This is a genomic window from Saccharopolyspora sp. NPDC003752 (assembly GCF_053605825.1).
This window is the reverse complement of sequence record NZ_JBSGJZ010000019.1, coordinates 96,417-113,583: the sequence shown is the minus strand read 5'-3', so window position 1 is coordinate 113,583 and position 17,167 is coordinate 96,417. Positions and strand designations below refer to the sequence as shown.

Genomic DNA, 17,167 nt, shown 5'->3' with positions numbered 1-17,167 from the left:
AGTCAAACGGAGCGGGTCGTGTTTCACGTGAAACGAAGGGGCGTGCAATGGGCGGGCTGCGGTTTCCTTCCGGGCCGGGTAGCGACCCGTCGATGAGCAGCTTCGGCAGGGACGACATCGGCTGGACGCCGATCATGGAGGAGGCCCAGCGGGCGACCCGGGTGCTGCACCCGGAGGCCCTGGAACTCCCCCGCCCCAGCCGCCGGCGGATCATCACCGTGGCGAACCAGAAGGGCGGCGTCGGCAAGACGACGAGCACGGTGAACCTCGCCGCCGGGCTCGCGCTGCACGGGCTCAAGGTGTTGGTCATCGACCTCGACCCGCAGGGCAACGCGAGCACCGCGCTGGGCGTCGAGCACCGCTCCGGCGTGCCGTCGGTGTACGAGGTGCTGCTCGGCGAAATCAACATCGCCGACGCGGCGGCGCAGAGCACCCAGTCGAAGAACCTGTGGTGCGTGCCGGCGACGATCGACCTGGCGGGCTCGGAGATCGAGCTCGTCACCATGGTGGCGCGCGAGGGCCGCCTGAAGGAGGCGCTGAACTCCGAAGCGGTGGAGCAGCTCGCGCCCGACTACGTCTTCATCGACTGCCCGCCGTCGCTGGGCCTGCTCACGGTGAACGCGATGGTCGCCGCGCACGAGGTGCTGATCCCGATCCAGTGCGAGTACTACGCGCTGGAGGGCCTGGGGCAGCTGCTCCGCAACATCGAGCTGGTGCAGGCGCACCTGAACCCGGCGCTGTGGGTCTCGACGATCCTGCTGACGATGTACGACGGGCGCACCAAGCTGGCGGATCAGGTGACCGCCGAGGTGCGCGGGCACTTCGGCGAGCTTGCGCTGCGGACGGTCATCCCGCGCAGCGTGAAGATCTCCGAGGCGCCCGGCTTCGGCCAGACAGTGCTGACGTACGACCCGGGCTCGCGCGGGTCGATGAGCTACCTGGACGCCGCTCGGGAGATCGCCGAGCGGGGGGCCGAGAGGAAGACAGCATGACCGAGCGTCGAGGTGGTCTCGGCCGTGGCATCGCCGCGCTGATCCCCAGCGGTCCCCCGGCTGGCGCTCCCCCAGCGGGAGCCGACGGCGCCGCGCTGCGCAGTCCGGTGCTCCGCGGCGCGCCGAGCACCGAGCCGGTGGCGGAGCCGGTTTCACGTGAAACCGGCGGCACCGTGGCCGGCGCGGTCTATCGCGAGATCGCCATCTCCTCGATCACGCCGAACCCCAAGCAGCCGCGTCAGGTCTTCGACGAGGAGGCGCTGCAGGAGCTGCAGCACTCCATCCGCGAGTTCGGCCTGATGCAGCCCATCGTGGTCCGCGAGCTCGAAGCCGATCAGTTCGAGCTGATCATGGGCGAGCGCCGGTGGCGCGCCTCGCAGCTGGCCGGGCTGGAGTTCATCCCGGCCATCGTCCGCAAGACGCAGGACGACGAGCTGCTCCGCGACGCGCTGCTGGAGAACATCCACCGGGTTCAGCTCAACCCGCTCGAAGAGGCGTCGGCCTACCAGCAGCTGCTGGAGGAGTTCGGCGTGACGCACGACGAGCTGGCCGACCGGATCGGCCGCAGCCGCCCGGTCATCTCGAACACCATCCGTCTGCTGCGGCTGCCGATGGCGGTGCAGCGCCGGGTGGCGGCCGGGGTCCTCTCGGCCGGGCACGCCCGCGCCCTGCTCAGCCTGGAGGACGCCGGAGCCCAGGAAGACCTCGCGAAGCGGATCGTCGCGGAGGGCATGTCGGTCCGCGCGACGGAGGAAGCGGTGACGCTCCAGAAGTCGGCGACGCCCGCGAAGGAGAAGCCGGCGGCGAAGAAGCCGATCCAGGCCCCTGGCTTCGAGCGGCTGGCCGATCGGCTGTCCAACCACTTCGACACGAGGGTCAAGGTGGAGCGCGGCAAGCGCAAGGGGCGGATCGTCGTCGAGTTCGGGTCCGTGGACGATCTTGAACGGGTCACGGAGTTGATCTTGGGCGAACACGCCCGCGGACTCGACGATCAATGACACCGGGGTCTTTCGTCACGGTGACGATGACTTTGAGTGATTGAAAATCACGATTGGTGGCCAAAACAAGAAGGCCGGTCTCGTCGGAGACCGGCCCTCTTGTTTCACGTGAAACGGCGGATCATTGCGATCGCGCGATCGCCCGCTCGACGAGAGTTGCGAAGACCTCCCCCAGCGACCGGTCGGCGGCCTCGACCGCCATCGGCAGCAGGGAGGTCTCGGTCAGCCCGGGCGACACGTTGACTTCGAGGAAGTGCGGCGTCCCGTTGCGGTCGATGATCGCGTCGGTCCGGGAGACGTCGCGGAGCCCGAGCAGTCGGTGCGCGGCGATCGCCAACTCGCCCGCAGCGGCGGCGGCCTCCGGCGAGACCTCGGCGGGTGCGCGGTAGCTCGTGAGCCCGGCGGTGTATCGGGCGGTGTAGTCGTAAACCCCGTCCGCCGGTTCGATCTGCACCGCGGGCAGCGCCTCCGGACCGTCCGGCCCGTCGATGACGGTGATCGCCACCTCGGTGCCCTCCACGAACTGCTCGACGAGCACCGCGTCCCCGTAGGACAGCGCGCCCACCATCGCCGACGGGAGCTCGGCGGCGTCGCGCACCACGTGCGCGCCCAGCGCCGACCCGCCCTGGTCCGGCTTGAGCATCAACGGCAGCCCGAGCTTCGCCACGAGCGCGTCCAGCACCGCCTGCGCGCCGAGCTCGCGGAAGGTGGCGTGCGGCAGCGCGACCCAGTCCGGGGTGGCCAGTCCGGCGCGCGCCAGCTCGGCCTTGGCGGTGGGCTTGTCCCACGCCCTGCGGCACGCGTGCGGGCCGGTGCCGACGTACGGGACGCCGATCATGTCCAGCACGGCCTGAACCGCGCCGTTCTCCCCTTCCCCGCCGTGGAGGGCGACCACGACCGCATCGGGGCGCTCCTGCTCGATGCGGGACAGCAGCCGGGCGTCCGCATCCCACTCCGCCACGGTCAAGCCGACCGAGCGCAGCGCGGCGGACAATCGACGCCCGGAGCGCAACGACACCTCGCGCTCGTGCGACAGCCCTCCGGCGAGCACGGCAACCCAGCGATCAGACACTCAGCACACCCCTGGAAAGTAGTAGTCCACTGTGCTCAGGAGGACTCCTGGTGCACAGTGGACTGTTTTCTCGTTTCGGATCACGCGGATTGGCAGGCGAGATCCGTCCCACCGCACCGCACTGTGACGTCAGGCAGCGGCGAAGCCGCTTCCGACCACCTGCGCAGGTCGACCACCCGCGGGTTCTCAGAGGTCGTCTCGCGAGGACAGCCCCGATACCGCGTATTGGTCATACACAAGTCGGGGATCCCGCAGCCGAGACGGCGTCTGAGGTTCCGCTGAGGGACCACCTACGCAAACCAGCCAGCGAACCCTTTTCCTGCCAGGATTCGGCGAAAACTCTACGCCGTGTCGGGCGACGGAGCCTGCGGGCCTTGGACGCTGCGCTGGGGCACCGTGCCGAAGGTTCGCACCAGCTCCATCTCCTCGGTCAGCGTGTTGGCCAGTCGCCGCACGCCCTCGCGGATCCGCTCCGGCGTCGGGTAGCAGAACGACAGCCGCATCTGCCGGCTGCCGAACCCGTCGTGGTAGAAGCCGGTGCCCGACACGTACGCGACGCGCTGGGTCACCGCGCGCGGCAGCATCGCCTTCGTGTCCACGCCTTCCGGCACGGTCAGCCAGACGAAGAAACCGCCGTCCGGGCGCGTCCACGTGCAGCCCGGGGGCATGTACTGCTCCAGCGCGCTGAGCATCGCGTCGCGGCGCTCGCGGTACTGCTCCTGGAAGATCTTGATCTGCCCCTGCCAGTCGTGCGTGCTCAGGTAGCGGGACACGATCATCTGGTTCAGCGTGGGCGGGCACAGCGTGGCCGACTCCGCGGTCAGCACCAGCTTCTCCCGGATCGCGTGCGGCGCCAGCACCCAGCCGACCCGCAGGCCCGAGGCGAAGGTCTTGGAGAACGAACCGAGGTACACGACGTTGTCCGCGTCCATGCTGCGCAGCGCCGGGAGCGCCTGGCCGTCGAAGCCGAGCAGGCCGTACGGGTTGTCCTCCACCACCAGGATGCCATGCTGGGCGCAGATCTCCAGGATCTCGGCGCGCCGCGGCAGGGCCAGCGTGATGCCGCCCGGGTTGTGGAAGTTCGGGATCGTGTAGAGGAACTTGATCCGCTTGCCCTGCGCGTTCACGTTGGCGATGGCCTGGCGCAGCGCGTCGGGCTGCAGGCCGTCGTCGTCCATCGCGACGTGCACGACCTCGGCCTGGTAGGCGGCGAACGAGCCGAGCGCGCCGACGTAGGACGGGCCCTCGGCGAGGATGACGTCGCCCGGGTCGCAGAAGATCCGGGTGACCATGTCCAGGGCCATCTGGGAGCCCGCGGTGACCATCACGTCGTCCGGGTGGGCGGAGATCCCCTCCAGCGCCATGACGTCGCAGATCTGCTCGCGCAGCTCCGGAACGCCGTGCGCGGAGCCGTACTGCAGCGCCACCTGGCCGTCGACGGAGATCAACCGGGCGACCTCGGCGGCCAGCGAGTCCAGCGGCAGCGCGGCGAGGTTCGGCATGCCGCCGGCCAGGGATACCACCTCGGGGCGGCTGGCGACGGCGAAGAGAGCTCGGATCTCGGAGGCGGTCATCCCAGCGGTCCGCTCGGCGTAGTGCGCCCGGTACGCGTCCAGGTTGCGTGCGGGCTTCTCGGGCGAGCTGGGCTGTTCCGGCTTGGCCGGCTGGCTTCCGTGATCCGACATATCGCGCTCCGGTTTCGGTTGTGCGCTCTGGTCGTCCCATGGGGACGATCGGGCGATTCTATAGGTCCTATCGCCACAACCCCCTCGACATGTAACCAGCACCTCGCTTCGAGGGGATTCCAGGCTCGTTTTGCGTGGCGGCGCGGGTGGCGGCCCCTACGGGAATTACGGCCGCCGTCTGGACTCCGGGATCCCCGACTTGCGTATGACCAATACGCGGCGTCGGGGCTGTCCTCGCCAAGAACCCCAGTGGGGTGGGCACCGTCTGAGAACCCGCGGCGGTGCCGGTTGCGGGCGTGGGCTAAGCGGCTGCGCCGCTTGCGGCAGCTCTCGCACATGCTGCGCCGGGCGTCGCGGCGGCGGTTGTTCAGAGAGCTCCAGGGTTGTTCAGATGGCTCCGGGGTTGGGTTGATGGTGGCGCCGATGGTCGTGCCGGTTCTCATCGCCAAACCGACTGGGCGGTAACCCATCTCACCCCATCGAGTCGCTGACGGTGAGCGCTGGCGCTTCCGGTCGCGGCCTGCGGCGGCTTATCCTGGCGACATTCCCGCCGGATGTGCGCGGGTTCGTGCGGGTTTCCAGGAGGTCAGGTGTCGCGACGCGTCGTCGGCGTCACGCTGGACAACCTCGACCACCTGCCCCAGCGGTGTCGCCGATGCGTTTTCTGGGAGTTGGCGCCGCACGTCCGGGAGCAGGCCGAGGAGTTCGGCGAGACCGAACTGGAGAAGGAAGCTTGGGTCTCCAGCGTGCTGCTGGAGTGGGGTTCCTGCGGCCGCATCATCTACGTGGACGGGGTTCCGGCGGGCTACGCCATGTACGCCCCTCCTGCGGCCGTGCCGCGTGGCGGAGCCTTCCCTACCGCCCCGGTGAGCGCCGATGCAGTGCTGCTCACGGCGCTGCGCGTGCAGCCCGAGTACGAGCACGGCGGGCTGGGGCGCGTACTGGTGCAGAACGTGGCGAAGGACCTGACCCGGCGCGGCGTGAAGGCCGTGGAGGCGTTCGGTGACCTGACGGGCTCGGCCTCGGGCTGCGTGATCCCGGCCGGATTCCTGCAGCAGGTGGGATTCAAGACGGTCCGCCAGCACCCCAAGTGGCCGCGGATGCGGCTGGAACTGCGCACCGCGATCTCCTGGAAGGAAGACGTGGAAGCGGCGCTGGAGCGGCTGCTGAGCTCGGTGACGATCAAAACGGCGGAACCGATGGTCGGCGGCGCCTGACCGACCCCAAGACCACCTGCGCCCCACGACCCAGGTGCCCCGGCGCCCGGAGTGGTCAAGCCGCCAAGCCGCCAAGTCACCAAGTCGACAAATCCTCCCGGAAACTTCCGCATCGCAGAACCCGGGTTTCGTTCGCCGCAATTTCAATGGAAATCGGACCTTCGATTTCCATTGAAATTGCGGTCGACCGGGGAGACCAGGAGGGGTCAGGCGCCTTCGGCGCGGGCGAGCTCGTGGCGCAGCAGGTCGTCGAAGGTGAAGGTGCCCGTGGGCTGGTCGTCCTTGCCCAGCAGGTACAGCCGCTTCACCGCGACCAGCAGGCCCTCCGCCACGACGTCCCGGAACGCCGGGTCCAGCAGCCGGTTGCGGTCCCGGGCGTTGGTCAGGTAGCCGATCTCCATCCGCACCGCGGGCATCCGGGTCAGCCGCAGCACGTCCCAGGTCTTCGGGTGCGTGTGGCAGTCCCGCAGCCCCGTGCGGGCGACGATCTCGCGCTGCAGGAAGCCCGCCAGGGCCTCCCCCACGGTGGACGTGGTGCCGTTGCCGGTGCCGAAGTGGAAGCTGGCCACGCCCTCCGCCAGCGGCGAGCGGTTGGCGTCGATGTGCAGCGACAGGAACATGTCGGCGCCGGCCTCGTTGGCGAAGCCGGCCCGGTCGGCGTCCGGCGGGCTCGCGTTGGGGCCGCGGGTGATCAGCGCTTCCATCCCGGTGGCGACCATCCGGCCTTCCAGCCGGCGGGCCAGGTCCCAGGTCAGGTCGGCCTCGTGCACGTTGCCCAGGCAGACCCCGCGATCCGCACCGCCGTGCCCTGGATCGATCACGATGCGCTTTCCGCGCAGCCGCGGTCCAGCACGCCGGACCTTCTCCTGCTCCCGCAGGAACACCGGTCGCCCGCCGCGGACCTTCGGCGCGAGCTGCTTGAGCGCCCGCAGCGTGCCCGGCCCGCAGATGCCGTCCGGGTTCAGCCCGTAGTCCCGCTGGAAGCTGCGCAGCGCCTGCTCGGTCTCCCGGCCGAAGATGCCGTCCGGGCGGCCCGCGTCGAAGCCGAGCTCCAGCAGCCGCTCCTGCAGCGCGAAGACGTCGTCGCCGCTGATCGGCTTGGACACCAGGAAGGCCAGCGAGCGGTCGCCGAGCCGCCAGCGCGCGTCCGTCAGCGCCCGGTACGTCGCCGGGCCGACGACGCCGTCGGTGATCAACCCGCGTTGTTGCTGGAAGACCCGGACCGCTTGTTCCACCGCTTCGTCGTAGATCACCGGTCCCGTCCGACCGTTGGACGGAAGTAGACCCAACGCCGCAAGAGTGTTCTTGATCTCGGCAACGGCCGGACCGACGTCACCGCGGTGGAGCAGCTGCATGCACTCCTCGCTCGATTCAGGCGCCGGTTTTGGCACCGACGCGAAGGATGGCCGGGGATACCCGGGGTCCTGTTCTGCGTGCCGGGTCCGGAAGGCGGACCCGTCGGGTCATTGTGCCTTGTGTACCGGGACCCGGCGCTGCGGCCCACGGCCACCGGGGCGGACGTGCGACAACGGTCCGTGGGTGGGTGATCTCGTTGAGTGCGCGAAAACACGATCCCGCCGTCACTGTCCTATCGGAGAGACGGCGGGACCGCGTTATTCGGTTGCGTCAGATGGAGTCCGATTTCACAGGTAATCGGACAGGTCGGACTCGAGCGCCGCCTTCGGCTTGGCGCCGACGATCTGCTTGACCGGCTGGCCCTTGTCGAACAGCAGCAGGGTCGGGATCGACATCACCTGGTAGTCGCGCTGCAGGCTGGGGTTGGCGTCGATGTCCAGCTTGGCGACGACGATCTTGTCCTTGTGCTCACCGGCGATCTGCTCGAGCACCGGGGCGACCATCTTGCACGGGCCGCACCAGGTGGCCCAGAAGTCGACCAGGACCGGCTTGTCGCTGTCCAGGACCTTTTCCTTGAACGTGCTCTCGTCGACGACCACCGTGTTGGTGTCGGCCATGTTCCTTCTCCCTATCGGTTTTGGTGCTGCCTGGAGTCAGTTCGCCGAGGGCCCGTAGCCGCCGCCGACGAGCTCTGCGGCCATCTCGGCCTGGGGCACGTCGTGCTCGGCGAGCCAGCGCTCGGCGTCCATGGCCGCGGAGCAGCCGGAACCCGCGGCGGTGATCGCCTGCCGGTAGGTGTGGTCCACCAGGTCGCCCGCGGCGAACACGCCGGGGAGGCCGGTGTGCGTGGTGGGCTGCTGGACCTGCACGTAGCCCTCGTCGTCCACGCTTACCTGGTCGCGCACCAGCTCGCTGCGCGGGTCGTGGCCGATGGCGACGAACATGCCGCTCACGTCCAGCTCGGAGGTCTCGCCGGTGACCGTGTCGCGCAGCTTGAGGCTGCTGACGGTGGTGTCGCCGACGACCTCGGTGACCGCCTTGTTGGTCAGCCACTTGATCTTCTCGTTGGCCCGGGCCCGCTCCAGCATGATCTTGGAGGCGCGGAACTCCTCGCGGCGGTGGATGATCGTCACCGACCGCGCGAAGCGGGTCAGGAAGGTGGCCTCCTCCATCGCCGAGTCACCGCCGCCGATGACGGCGATGTCCTGGTCGCGGAAGAAGAACCCGTCGCAGGTGGCGCAGGCGGAGACGCCGCGGCCGAGCAGCCGCTCCTCACCGGGCACGCCGAGGTAGCGAGCGGCCGCGCCCATCGCCAGGACGACGGCCTTCGCGCGGTACTCGACACCGTTGGCCAGCACGGTCTTGACCTGGCTCGTCAGGTCGAGGCGTTCGACGTCCTCGGCCCGCAGCTCGGCGCCGAAGCGCTCGGCCTGGGACCGCATCTCCTGCATCAGGTCGGGGCCCATGATCCCTTCCCGGAAGCCCGGGAAGTTCTCCACTTCGGTGGTGGTCATCAACGCGCCACCGAACTGGGTGCCCTCGAAGACGAGTGGTTCGAGTTCCGCCCGTGCGGCGTACACCGCAGCGGTGTACCCGGCAGGGCCAGAGCCCACGATGATCACGTTGCGGACGTCGTCAGTCACCGCGCCCCTTCCGTCGTAGCGTCTCCGCCGCGCTCGGCGCGCGACCGTATCCGGCTCAACGCGATCCTATTCGGGTCTGTTCCCGATCACGGGGAGGCGGTGCGGCAGGGCACAGCGAAGCCGGCTCCCGTCCCATGGACCGGGAGCCGGCGCGGCTGCGTTCCGGCGGCTCAGCCGCCGAAGGTGGAGTCCGAGATCTTGGCCGGGTTGCCCGGGCCGCAGTCGGGTCCGACCGCTAAGAGGCGGAACTTGCCGAGGCCGCCCCCGGGCAGGATCAGCAGCTGGGCCGGGTTCCCGTTGAGCGTGATCTCCCGCGCCCCGAGCGGCTTGCCGCCCGTGACGCCGTTGGCCTGCAGGCAGCCGATGAGCCGCTGCGGATCGGCCAGCGCGCTGCTGTACTGCTCCGATTTCATGATCTCGCCGAACTGCTCGCCGTTCAGCGTGACCTGATCACCCTGCAGCGCCAGCGGCGCGGGTCTGCCGGTCGTCGCACCGGGCTGCGCCTGGTTGCTGTCGGAGCTCGTGCTGTTCGGCAGGACCGAGAACACCACCGCGGCGGCCGCCGCGGCCACGCCGACCAGTCCGGCGCCCAGCGTGAACTTCCGCCGGCGGCGCCGCTTGGCCGCCGCGAAGTCGATCACCTGGCCGCCCTCCTCGGCGGCTGGTGCGGGCTGCGGGGCCACGGGCTCGGCAGGTGCCGCAGCACCGCTCTGCTCCTGGGCCCAGGCCCGGACCTCGTCCTCCAGCGCGGCGTCGATGCGTGCCGCGACGTCGTCCGGAATCGTCAGTGGCGGCAGGGCCGCCAGATCGGAACTGGTGGCGTCCAACGCCGCCAGGATCTCCCGTGCCTCCGGGTCATCCTGGACCTGGACGCGCAGTTGATCGGCGGTCTGCTGGTCCAGCACCCCCGCGTGCAGATCGGCCAGCAGGTCCAGGGACCACGGTGGTCCCTGCGGCGCCCCCGTGCGCCGTTGTTCACCACTCATCGTCCCTCCCGTCGACGGATGGCCATCGCGTCATCTGGGACGTTCGCATCTGCACTTGGGTTCCGCAGGTGCCCCAGAAGTTTGGCGAGTTTGGCCCGACCACGTGCGCACCGGCTCTTGACGGTGCCCTCCGCAACGCCCAGCATCACCGCGGTCTCCGCCACGGAGTATCCCTCCACGTCCACCAGGACGATCGCGGAGCGTTGATCTTCGGGGAGTTCGGCGAGCGCCTCCTGGACCGCCATCCTGGTGTCCTGTTCGGCGATCGCGTCGCGCGGCACCGCCGGTTCGGTGGGGCCGGTTTCCGGAAGGGGGACGGTGGGACGGGCCTGGCGGCGGCGGATCCGGTCGAGGCAGGCGTTCACCACGATCCGGTGCAGCCAGGTGGTCACCTGGGATTCGGCGCGGAACGATGACGCGTTGCGGAAGGCCGAGATCATCGCGTCCTGAAGCGCATCCGCGGCGTCTTCGTGATCGCGCATGGTCCGCAGCGCAACCGCCCACAGCCGATCCCGATGTCGGCGGAAGAGCTCGGAGAACGCATGTGGATCTCCGTTGGTATGCGCCGCTATGAGTTCGGCGTCCGAGCTGACGGGGACAGACACGGAACAGAACTTTACTGTTCGTGTGAACCGGCACACCCGCCCCACTGACGAGTGACGGATCGGGCCAGGTCAACGATCACGAGCGCGCCCGGGCGGAACCCGGCGCGCGCTCGCGACCGATCAGGCGACGCTGCCGCTGACCGTGACCTCGTTGATCTGCGATGCGAACTCGCCGTTGCTGGGCACCAGCTGGGTGATCACGACCAGGATCTGCTGGCTGGGTGAATCGGCCTGGATCTGGATCGGGGTGTCCCCGGCGGTGAGCACCGCGGACCCGAGCAGCTTGCCGTCCATGCTCGGCGTGCCGTTGACCTGCCGGATCTCCACCTTGGTGCCCGCGCTCTGCGAGTTGATCACCACCTGGCGGAGCACCGCCGCACGCTCCAGCGTCAGCACCGCACCGGTGCCGTTGCTGATGCCGCCCGGGCCGAGCTGCTGCCGGTAGTTGAACGTCGACCACCAGGTGCCGGGGTTGCCGTCGAACAGGTTCGGGATGCGAGCAGGCGCATCGGCGTCGCCGCTGGTGTTGAACGACACGCCGCCGGTGATCTTCACCGGGGTCGCGGCCGCCGGCGGCTGGGCGGGTGGCGGTTGCTGGCCGCCGGGGTGGTTGCCGGATTCGCCGATGACCTGGCCCGAGCCGCGGGTGGCGTTGTTCTCGGTGAACATGCCGATCAGGGACGCCGCGATCCAGCCGACCACCAGCAGCGTGGCCACCGCGAGCACGCCGACGCTGATCATCAGCTTCTTGCGCTTCTCCTGGTCCGGCTTGGGGTCCTCGCGCCGCCAGACCTCGTTGCTCTCGGTGGACTGCCCGCTCTGCCCCACCGTGCTGGTGGTTTCGAAGGTCGCGTGCTGCTCCAGCACGCGGAGCACGGCGGCACCGGTGCGGACGCCGCCGGTGGTGCCCGTGGAGTCGGGGTTGCCCAGCGCGCGCACCGCGACCGTGGACAGCTCCAGCGGCACGGTCGGGCGCAGCGTGCGCGGCGCGACCAGGTTGCCGTCGGGGCCGGTCGGGGCGGCGGGCAGGCCCTCCGGCGCGGGGCCGAGCGCCCAGCGGCCGGTGAGCAGCAGGTACAGAGCGGAGCCGAGACCGCGCACGTCGTCGCTGGAGGTGGCTTGCGCCATCGGGCCGGGGAAGGCCATCCGGATCTCGCCGTCCGGCGTGACCCGGATCCGCTGCGGGTGGTCGGCGCCCAGCACCAGCCCGGCGTGGTGCGCCGCCTCGACCGCGGCGGCCAGCGGCTGCAGCAGCCGGGCCGCGGTGCCGGGCGGCAGCGGGCCTTCGGCGACCAGGTCGAGCAGGTCGGTGCCGTGGGTCCACTCGGCGATCACGATGCCGAGCACGCCGGTCGGATCGCTGGAGGACTGCGTGACGACGTCGAGCACCCGCGCGACGCCGATGTGGTTGAAGGTGCTGGCGTGCATCGCGCGTTCCAGGGTCCGGCGCGCGTTCGACGCTGCTTCGGCGTCCGAGCGGTCGCCGACCAGGACTGTGAGCGCGACATCCCGTCCGAGCACACCGTCCTTGGCCCGCCACAGCTGCACGTTGCAGCGGTCGTCGACGCCGACCTGGGAAAGGAGTCGATACCGGCCATGATCCAGTACGCGGCCAGGGGTCAGCGCCTGCTCGGTCGAACCCTCGTCGCCGGACTCGTCGCGTTCCGCCGCGATCTGCTCGGTGGGTTTGCTGGTCACCTTCCCTCTCCCGCTCCTCCCGGTCTGCAAGGGGTTGCGTGCCACCCCCATCCCCCACGGAAGGAGACTTCGCCAACGAGGGTACGTGACGCGGAAGTCAGCGACGACGCAGCAAACCGGTGAGCCGCCCGATCGCAGGCTGGAGTTCCGTCACCCGCAGCAAGGACATCAGGCCGAAGATCGCCGCGAAACCGGCCAGCACACCGACGATCAGCTGCAACCATCCCGTTCCCGCGCCGGCGGTTCCGGGGATCAGCGCGTCCACGCCGAGCGTGCTCGCCCAGGCGACGAGCCCACCCAGCACCGAGGCCGTCAACGTTTTTGCCAGTGTGACAAGGAAACGCCGGCTGCCCAGCGGGCCGAGCCGGTGCCGCAGCCAGGCTTCGCCGACCAGCCAACCGACCACGAACGTGAACGAGTTGACGAAGCACAGGCCGAACACCACGTGCTCGGGCGCGAGCACCGAGGGCAGCGCGAAGGCCATCAGCACCTTCGCGACGGTCATCACGACCATGATCAGGGTGGGGGTGCGCGCGTCGTTGAACGCGTTGAACGTGCGCATCTGCATCATCGTCAGCGCGTAGGGCAGCACGCCGAACGCGGAGACGGCCAGGCCGAGCCCGAGGGTGTTGGCCTGTTCGAGCAGGTCGGGCTTGGCCGTGGTGAAGAGGGCCACCGCCAGCGGGACGCCGAGCGCGGTCATGACCGCGCTGATCGGCAACAAGGTCACAGTGGACAGTCGGTTGCCCAGCGACAGGTCGTCGATCACCTTGGCGTTGTCGCCGTCCGCGGCGGCGGCGCTCATCCGCGGCAGGATCGCGGTCATGATCGAGAAGCCGATCACGCCGTAGGGCAGCTGCAGCAGCATCCACGCGTACGTGTAGGTCGACAGCGCGCCGCCGGCGGCACCGGTGGCCACCCGGGTGAGCGCCCAGAGCCCCACCTGGCTGACCGCCACGTAACCGAGCATCCACAGCGCGAGCCCGCCGAACTCCGACAACCGCGGGTCCCAGCCCCACCGCCAGCGGAACCGGAATCCGGTCTTGCGCAGCGCCGGCACCTGCACCGCAGCCTGGCAGACCACGCCGAGGGTGACGCCGACGCCCAGCACGAGCAGGTGCGCGTCGGTCATCGATACCGGGTCGATCGTGAGCCGCCCCGGCAGCAGCACGTAGACGCCGATGGTGGCGATCACGACCAGGTTGTTCACCACCGGCGCCCAGGCCGGCGGGCTGAAGATCTGCTTCGCCTGCAGGATCGCGCCGACCAGCGCGCTGATGCCGTAGAAGAAGATCTGCGGCAGCAGCAGGTACGCGAAGGCGCTGACCAGATCCCGGTTGGAGGCGTCGGAATCGGTGACCAGCGCCCAGGTCAGGATCGGCGTGCAGAGCATCGCCACCAGCGTGCCGAGTGCCAGGACCACGGTGGCCAGCGTCATCAGCGTCTGGACGAACCGCTCACCGCCGTCGGCGTCGGACTTCTTCGCCCGCACCAGCACGGGCACCACGACGCTGGTCAGCACGCCGCCGATGAGCAGCTCGAAGAGCATGTTCGGCATCGTGTTGGCCACGTTGAACGAGTCGTTCTCGACCGCGAAGCCGATCGCCCCGGCCAGCATCAGCTTCCACAGGAAGCCGGTGACCCGGCTGGTCAGGGTGGCGATGGCCATCGATCCGCTGGCCTTGAGCAGCGACGGCTTGCCCGGCGAGACCGGGCGAATGACCTGCGTTTGCTCGGTGGCCTGCTCCGCGGCCTGGCTGATGCCGGGCTCCGGCGGCACCGCCGGGATCGGCTGGGTCTCCGCGACGTGCCAGCCGCGCGGTGCTCCCGGCGCCTGGGGCATCGCGCCGGGGCGGCGGATCGGCGCGGTCGGGCGGGCGTCGGGGCGTGGTGCCGGGTGCGGCGCGGGCCTGGGCGGCCCGGGATTACCACCGAACCGTCCGGCATCCCTGTCTCGGTTCACTGCCTCAAATCCTTCGCCCCTCGGCACACCGAGTGCACGCACCGGTCCTGTCGTTCGATCGAGGTCCACACCTACGAGTGATGGGCGTGGCCCCGCTCAGGATCTCAGTTCCGGTTCCGATCACCGTCGGTGGTGGCGATGTGGGCGGCTTCCGGCGTGCTGTCCTGCGGTGCGCCGTTCGTCGCCGCGTCGGTGGGTTCCGCCGGCTCCGCGGCGTCGGCAGAGGCGGCCGCCTCTGCCCGGCGGCGCCTGGCCAGGGCCCGCTTGATGATCCGCATCGTCGACATCAGCACCAGCAACGCGGCGGCGATCCCGGTGAGGATCGGGATCAGCGAGCCGTAGTTGGTGGACTCGATCTGCAGCCGCTTGGTGGTGCCGAACTGGGTGCCGGCCTCGGTGGTGACGGTCACGTCCATGGTGAACTTGCCGGCCCGCTGCGCGTTGGTCTGCAGCAAGAACTGGCGCCGCCCGTTGGCCGGGATGGACAGCGTGCCGCCGAAGTCCTGCTGGATCTCGACACCGGGCACCGGCGGGATCCGGAACACCACGTGCACGGTGATCGGCAGGTCGTTGACCACGGTCACCGGGATCGGGCTGTCGGCCGAGTCCGTCCGCATGAGCTGGCCTTCGAAGTACTCGACGCTGACCTGCCCGAGCACGTCGTTGATCGCGACGGTCGCCCGGTCCACCCATTGGCGCGCGGCGTCGGGCTTGCCGCGCCAGGCGCTGGCGGCGCCGCGGAGCAGGCCGTTGCGCAGCGGCGTGGTGACCTGGCCGCGCTGGACGGGGCTGGACCGCTCCTCCTGGGAGGACACGTACAGGTCGCCGACCTTGAAGTTCTGCGCGGCGAGCTGGTCGAGCACCGGCTGCGGGATCTCCGCCGAACCGGCGTCCACCGGGTAGTCGAGGTCGGCCTCCGGCAGCGTGGCCGGGTTCGGTTCGGGCACCGGGGTGAGCCGGATCAGCCCGGCCTCGTTCAGCTGCTGCATGCCGTCGAGCAGGGCGCGCAGGTCGTCGCCGCGGAGGTTCCAGCGACGCGGCGGCGCCAGCACCGAGGTGGCGCCCGGCACCTGGCCCTGCGTCGCGCGGAACGCCAGCGCGCCGAGCGCGTTCTGAGCGGACAGCAGCCCGTTCTCCGGCGGCGACAGCGAAGTGACTTTCAGCTCCGTGTCGTGCAGCGGGTCGAGCGCGCTGGTCAGCAGCGGGTCGATCGGCACGGCGGCCATGTCCTTGCCGCGCACCCGGACCGGCGACAGCGATCCGGCGGGGAGGTTCAGCGCCCGCGGCTCCAGCAGCGCGGTGCGGGGCAGGTCCGCGATCGCCGGATCGGCCAGCGCGCCCTCCGCAGGCCAGAGCAGGCCGCGCGGCTCGACGCCCAGGATGTTGGGGTCGCGCAACAGGCTGGCGCCGTCCAGCGCGCCCTTGACCAGGTCGGGGAGCCCGGCGCGGCCGAGCGCCACGATGTCGGCGTCGGCGTAGGGCAGCGCCATCACGCAGCGCCCGTTGGTGGCCTCGCGCAGCTTGCTCAGCCACAGGCCGGCGGCGCCGGCGCCGATGCCCTCGACCAGCGAGCCGTCGGGCTGGCGCACCAGGTAGCCGTCCTTCATGGCGCGGGCGGTGATCAGCAGGTCCGGGTCGATCGCGAAGCACAGGGCGTTGCCCACCGGCGAGCCGGGGCCCGCGCGGTCGGTCACCGCCTGCACCAGGTCGTAGAGCCGGCCGCCGGGCGCCAGCGAGGCGGAGAGCTGGTCGTCCACCAGCACCGCGCGCATGCCGCCGATGGCCTCCCGCTCCAGCCGCGGGAAGTCGACGATCGGCACCAGCATGCTGGTCTCGGTCGGCCGTTCCGGGCGTGCCTGCTCGCCGCCCGGGGTGGCGAGCACCGGCAGCAGGAACTGGGCCTGGGCGATGCGGGCGCGGCCGCCGCCGCTGGGCGCGCCGTTGACGTTGATCAGCAGCGGGTACACGCCGGGCTGGCTGAGCTGCAGGGAGTTGGGTCCGGTCAGCGGGATGCGGAGCTCGACGGGGATCTGCTGACCGGGCGCGAGCCGGCCGGCGACCGAGGTGAACGCGGGCTCGGTGACGGTGGCCGGGTCGTCGCGCAACGCGCGCTGGACCGCGGGCTCGGTGGTGGTCGCGTTGCCGCGCTGGACGCGGGCCTCGACGTTGTTGATCTGGTGATCGCTGGTGTTGGTCAGCCGGCCGGTGATGACGACCTCGCCGGGCGAACCGGCGCTCACCACGGATGGCGTGATCTTGGTCACGTCGAGCACGGTCGGAGACTCGCCCTGCGCGGCCGCCTGCGGGCCCGGGACCAGCGGAACCAACGCGCACAGCAACACCGCGACCAGCGCGGCAAGCAGAAACCTCACCCCGGCTCCGTTCCGCTACCTCGTGCCGGCCGGGCCCCGAGCCGCTCGCCCGCCTCGTTCGCTTCGCCGTCGCGCAGGCTCAGCGCGCGGCGCACCAGCCGACGTTCGTCGGCGTAGGCCAGTACCTCGTCCAGTTCACCAAGCGGCACCCACGCCACCTCGGTGACCTCCACGTCCTCGTCGGAAAGCTGTCCGCCCACCGCATCCAGCAGGAAGTGGTGCACGGTCTTGTGTATGCGCCGGTTGCCCGCGACGAACCAGTAGTCGATCGTGCCTATCGGGGCCACCACCCGGCCGATGATGCCGGTCTCCTCGGCGACCTCGCGCACCGCGGTCTGTTCCGCGGTCTCGCCCGCCTCGATGTGGCCCTTCGGCAGCGACCAGAGCAGTCGTCCCTTGCGGTCCAGCCTCCCGATGATCGCAGCGCGGCCTTCGGCGCCGTTCACCACCAGCCCACCGGCCGAGGTCTCGTCGACGGTCCGCAGCCTGCGCCGCCGGCGCCGGTTCCGACGCCCCGGCTGGGTACCGCCGGAGCGGCCGGGCGACGGGGGCATGCCGCCGATGGTAGTGCGATCAGCGC

14 protein-coding genes are annotated in these 17,167 nt (G+C 70.3%); 3 read left to right on the top strand and 11 right to left on the bottom strand.

Annotated features, from left to right (window positions below; translation table 11 throughout):
- The first annotated feature begins 92 nt into the window (after nucleotides 1-92).
- Both ACWEV3_RS24320 and ACWEV3_RS24315 read left to right on the top strand, forming a co-directional pair.
- Nucleotides 93-992: a ParA family protein gene (locus ACWEV3_RS24320; protein ID WP_452616123.1), complete on the top strand. Its 900-nt coding sequence runs from the start codon at nucleotides 93-95 to the stop codon at nucleotides 990-992.
- Nucleotides 989-1,990, top strand: coding sequence for a ParB/RepB/Spo0J family partition protein (locus ACWEV3_RS24315; RefSeq protein ID WP_452616122.1), 1,002 nt, complete (start codon nucleotides 989-991; stop codon nucleotides 1,988-1,990). The genes ACWEV3_RS24320 and ACWEV3_RS24315 overlap by 4 nt, the downstream gene beginning before the upstream one ends.
- Before the next feature lie 121 nt (nucleotides 1,991-2,111).
- Here the strand turns inward: ACWEV3_RS24315 and ACWEV3_RS24310 are convergent, their stop codons facing one another.
- Both ACWEV3_RS24310 and ACWEV3_RS24305 read right to left on the bottom strand, forming a co-directional pair.
- Nucleotides 2,112-3,062: a D-alanine--D-alanine ligase family protein gene (locus ACWEV3_RS24310; protein WP_452616121.1), complete on the bottom strand. Its 951-nt coding sequence runs from the start codon at nucleotides 3,060-3,062 to the stop codon at nucleotides 2,112-2,114.
- 341 nt (nucleotides 3,063-3,403) lie between these two features.
- Nucleotides 3,404-4,747, bottom strand: a complete 1,344-nt coding sequence (locus ACWEV3_RS24305) for an aminotransferase-like domain-containing protein (protein ID WP_358568244.1) — start codon at nucleotides 4,745-4,747, stop codon at nucleotides 3,404-3,406.
- 590 nt (nucleotides 4,748-5,337) lie between these two features.
- Between ACWEV3_RS24305 and ACWEV3_RS24300 the strand changes: the two genes are divergently transcribed.
- Nucleotides 5,338-5,964 (top strand): GNAT family N-acetyltransferase, encoded by a 627-nt coding sequence (locus ACWEV3_RS24300; protein WP_358568247.1) that lies wholly within the window; start codon nucleotides 5,338-5,340, stop codon nucleotides 5,962-5,964.
- Between the two features lie 206 nt (nucleotides 5,965-6,170).
- On the opposite strand, the gene ACWEV3_RS24295 is transcribed toward ACWEV3_RS24300, so the two are convergent.
- From ACWEV3_RS24295 to ACWEV3_RS24255, 9 genes are all read right to left on the bottom strand, one after another.
- Nucleotides 6,171-7,319 (bottom strand): N-acetylmuramoyl-L-alanine amidase, encoded by a 1,149-nt coding sequence (locus tag ACWEV3_RS24295; protein WP_452616120.1) that lies wholly within the window; start codon nucleotides 7,317-7,319, stop codon nucleotides 6,171-6,173.
- Nucleotides 7,320-7,607: 288 nt separating this feature from the next.
- Nucleotides 7,608-7,937 carry a thioredoxin gene (gene trxA / locus ACWEV3_RS24290; protein ID WP_358568250.1) on the bottom strand — a complete coding sequence of 110 codons (330 nt, stop codon included), beginning with the start codon at nucleotides 7,935-7,937 and terminating at the stop codon, nucleotides 7,608-7,610.
- A gap of 36 nt (nucleotides 7,938-7,973) precedes the next feature.
- Nucleotides 7,974-8,963 carry a thioredoxin-disulfide reductase gene (trxB, locus tag ACWEV3_RS24285; protein WP_452616119.1) on the bottom strand — a complete coding sequence of 330 codons (990 nt, stop codon included), beginning with the start codon at nucleotides 8,961-8,963 and terminating at the stop codon, nucleotides 7,974-7,976.
- A gap of 170 nt (nucleotides 8,964-9,133) precedes the next feature.
- On the bottom strand, nucleotides 9,134-9,949 hold the full coding sequence (locus ACWEV3_RS24280; RefSeq protein ID WP_452616118.1) for a hypothetical protein: 816 nt from the start codon (nucleotides 9,947-9,949) through the stop codon (nucleotides 9,134-9,136).
- The gene (gene sigM / locus ACWEV3_RS24275; protein WP_093260861.1) at nucleotides 9,946-10,554 is read right to left on the bottom strand and encodes an RNA polymerase sigma factor SigM; all 609 of its coding nucleotides are present in this window, start codon (nucleotides 10,552-10,554) and stop codon (nucleotides 9,946-9,948) included. The genes ACWEV3_RS24280 and sigM overlap by 4 nt, the downstream gene beginning before the upstream one ends.
- A 120-nt stretch (nucleotides 10,555-10,674) precedes the next feature.
- Nucleotides 10,675-12,252, bottom strand: a complete 1,578-nt coding sequence (locus ACWEV3_RS24270; RefSeq protein ID WP_452616117.1) for a protein kinase family protein — start codon at nucleotides 12,250-12,252, stop codon at nucleotides 10,675-10,677.
- 97 nt (nucleotides 12,253-12,349) lie between these two features.
- Complete coding sequence (gene murJ, locus ACWEV3_RS24265; RefSeq protein ID WP_452616166.1) at nucleotides 12,350-14,095, bottom strand: murein biosynthesis integral membrane protein MurJ; 1,746 nt, start codon at nucleotides 14,093-14,095, stop codon at nucleotides 12,350-12,352.
- Nucleotides 14,096-14,319: 224 nt separating this feature from the next.
- Nucleotides 14,320-16,587 carry a DUF6049 family protein gene (locus ACWEV3_RS24260; protein ID WP_452616116.1) on the bottom strand — a complete coding sequence of 756 codons (2,268 nt, stop codon included), beginning with the start codon at nucleotides 16,585-16,587 and terminating at the stop codon, nucleotides 14,320-14,322.
- Complete coding sequence (locus ACWEV3_RS24255; RefSeq protein ID WP_452616115.1) at nucleotides 16,584-17,141, bottom strand: NUDIX hydrolase; 558 nt, start codon at nucleotides 17,139-17,141, stop codon at nucleotides 16,584-16,586. The genes ACWEV3_RS24260 and ACWEV3_RS24255 overlap by 4 nt, the downstream gene beginning before the upstream one ends.
- Between the last annotated feature and the right edge of the window lie 26 nt (nucleotides 17,142-17,167).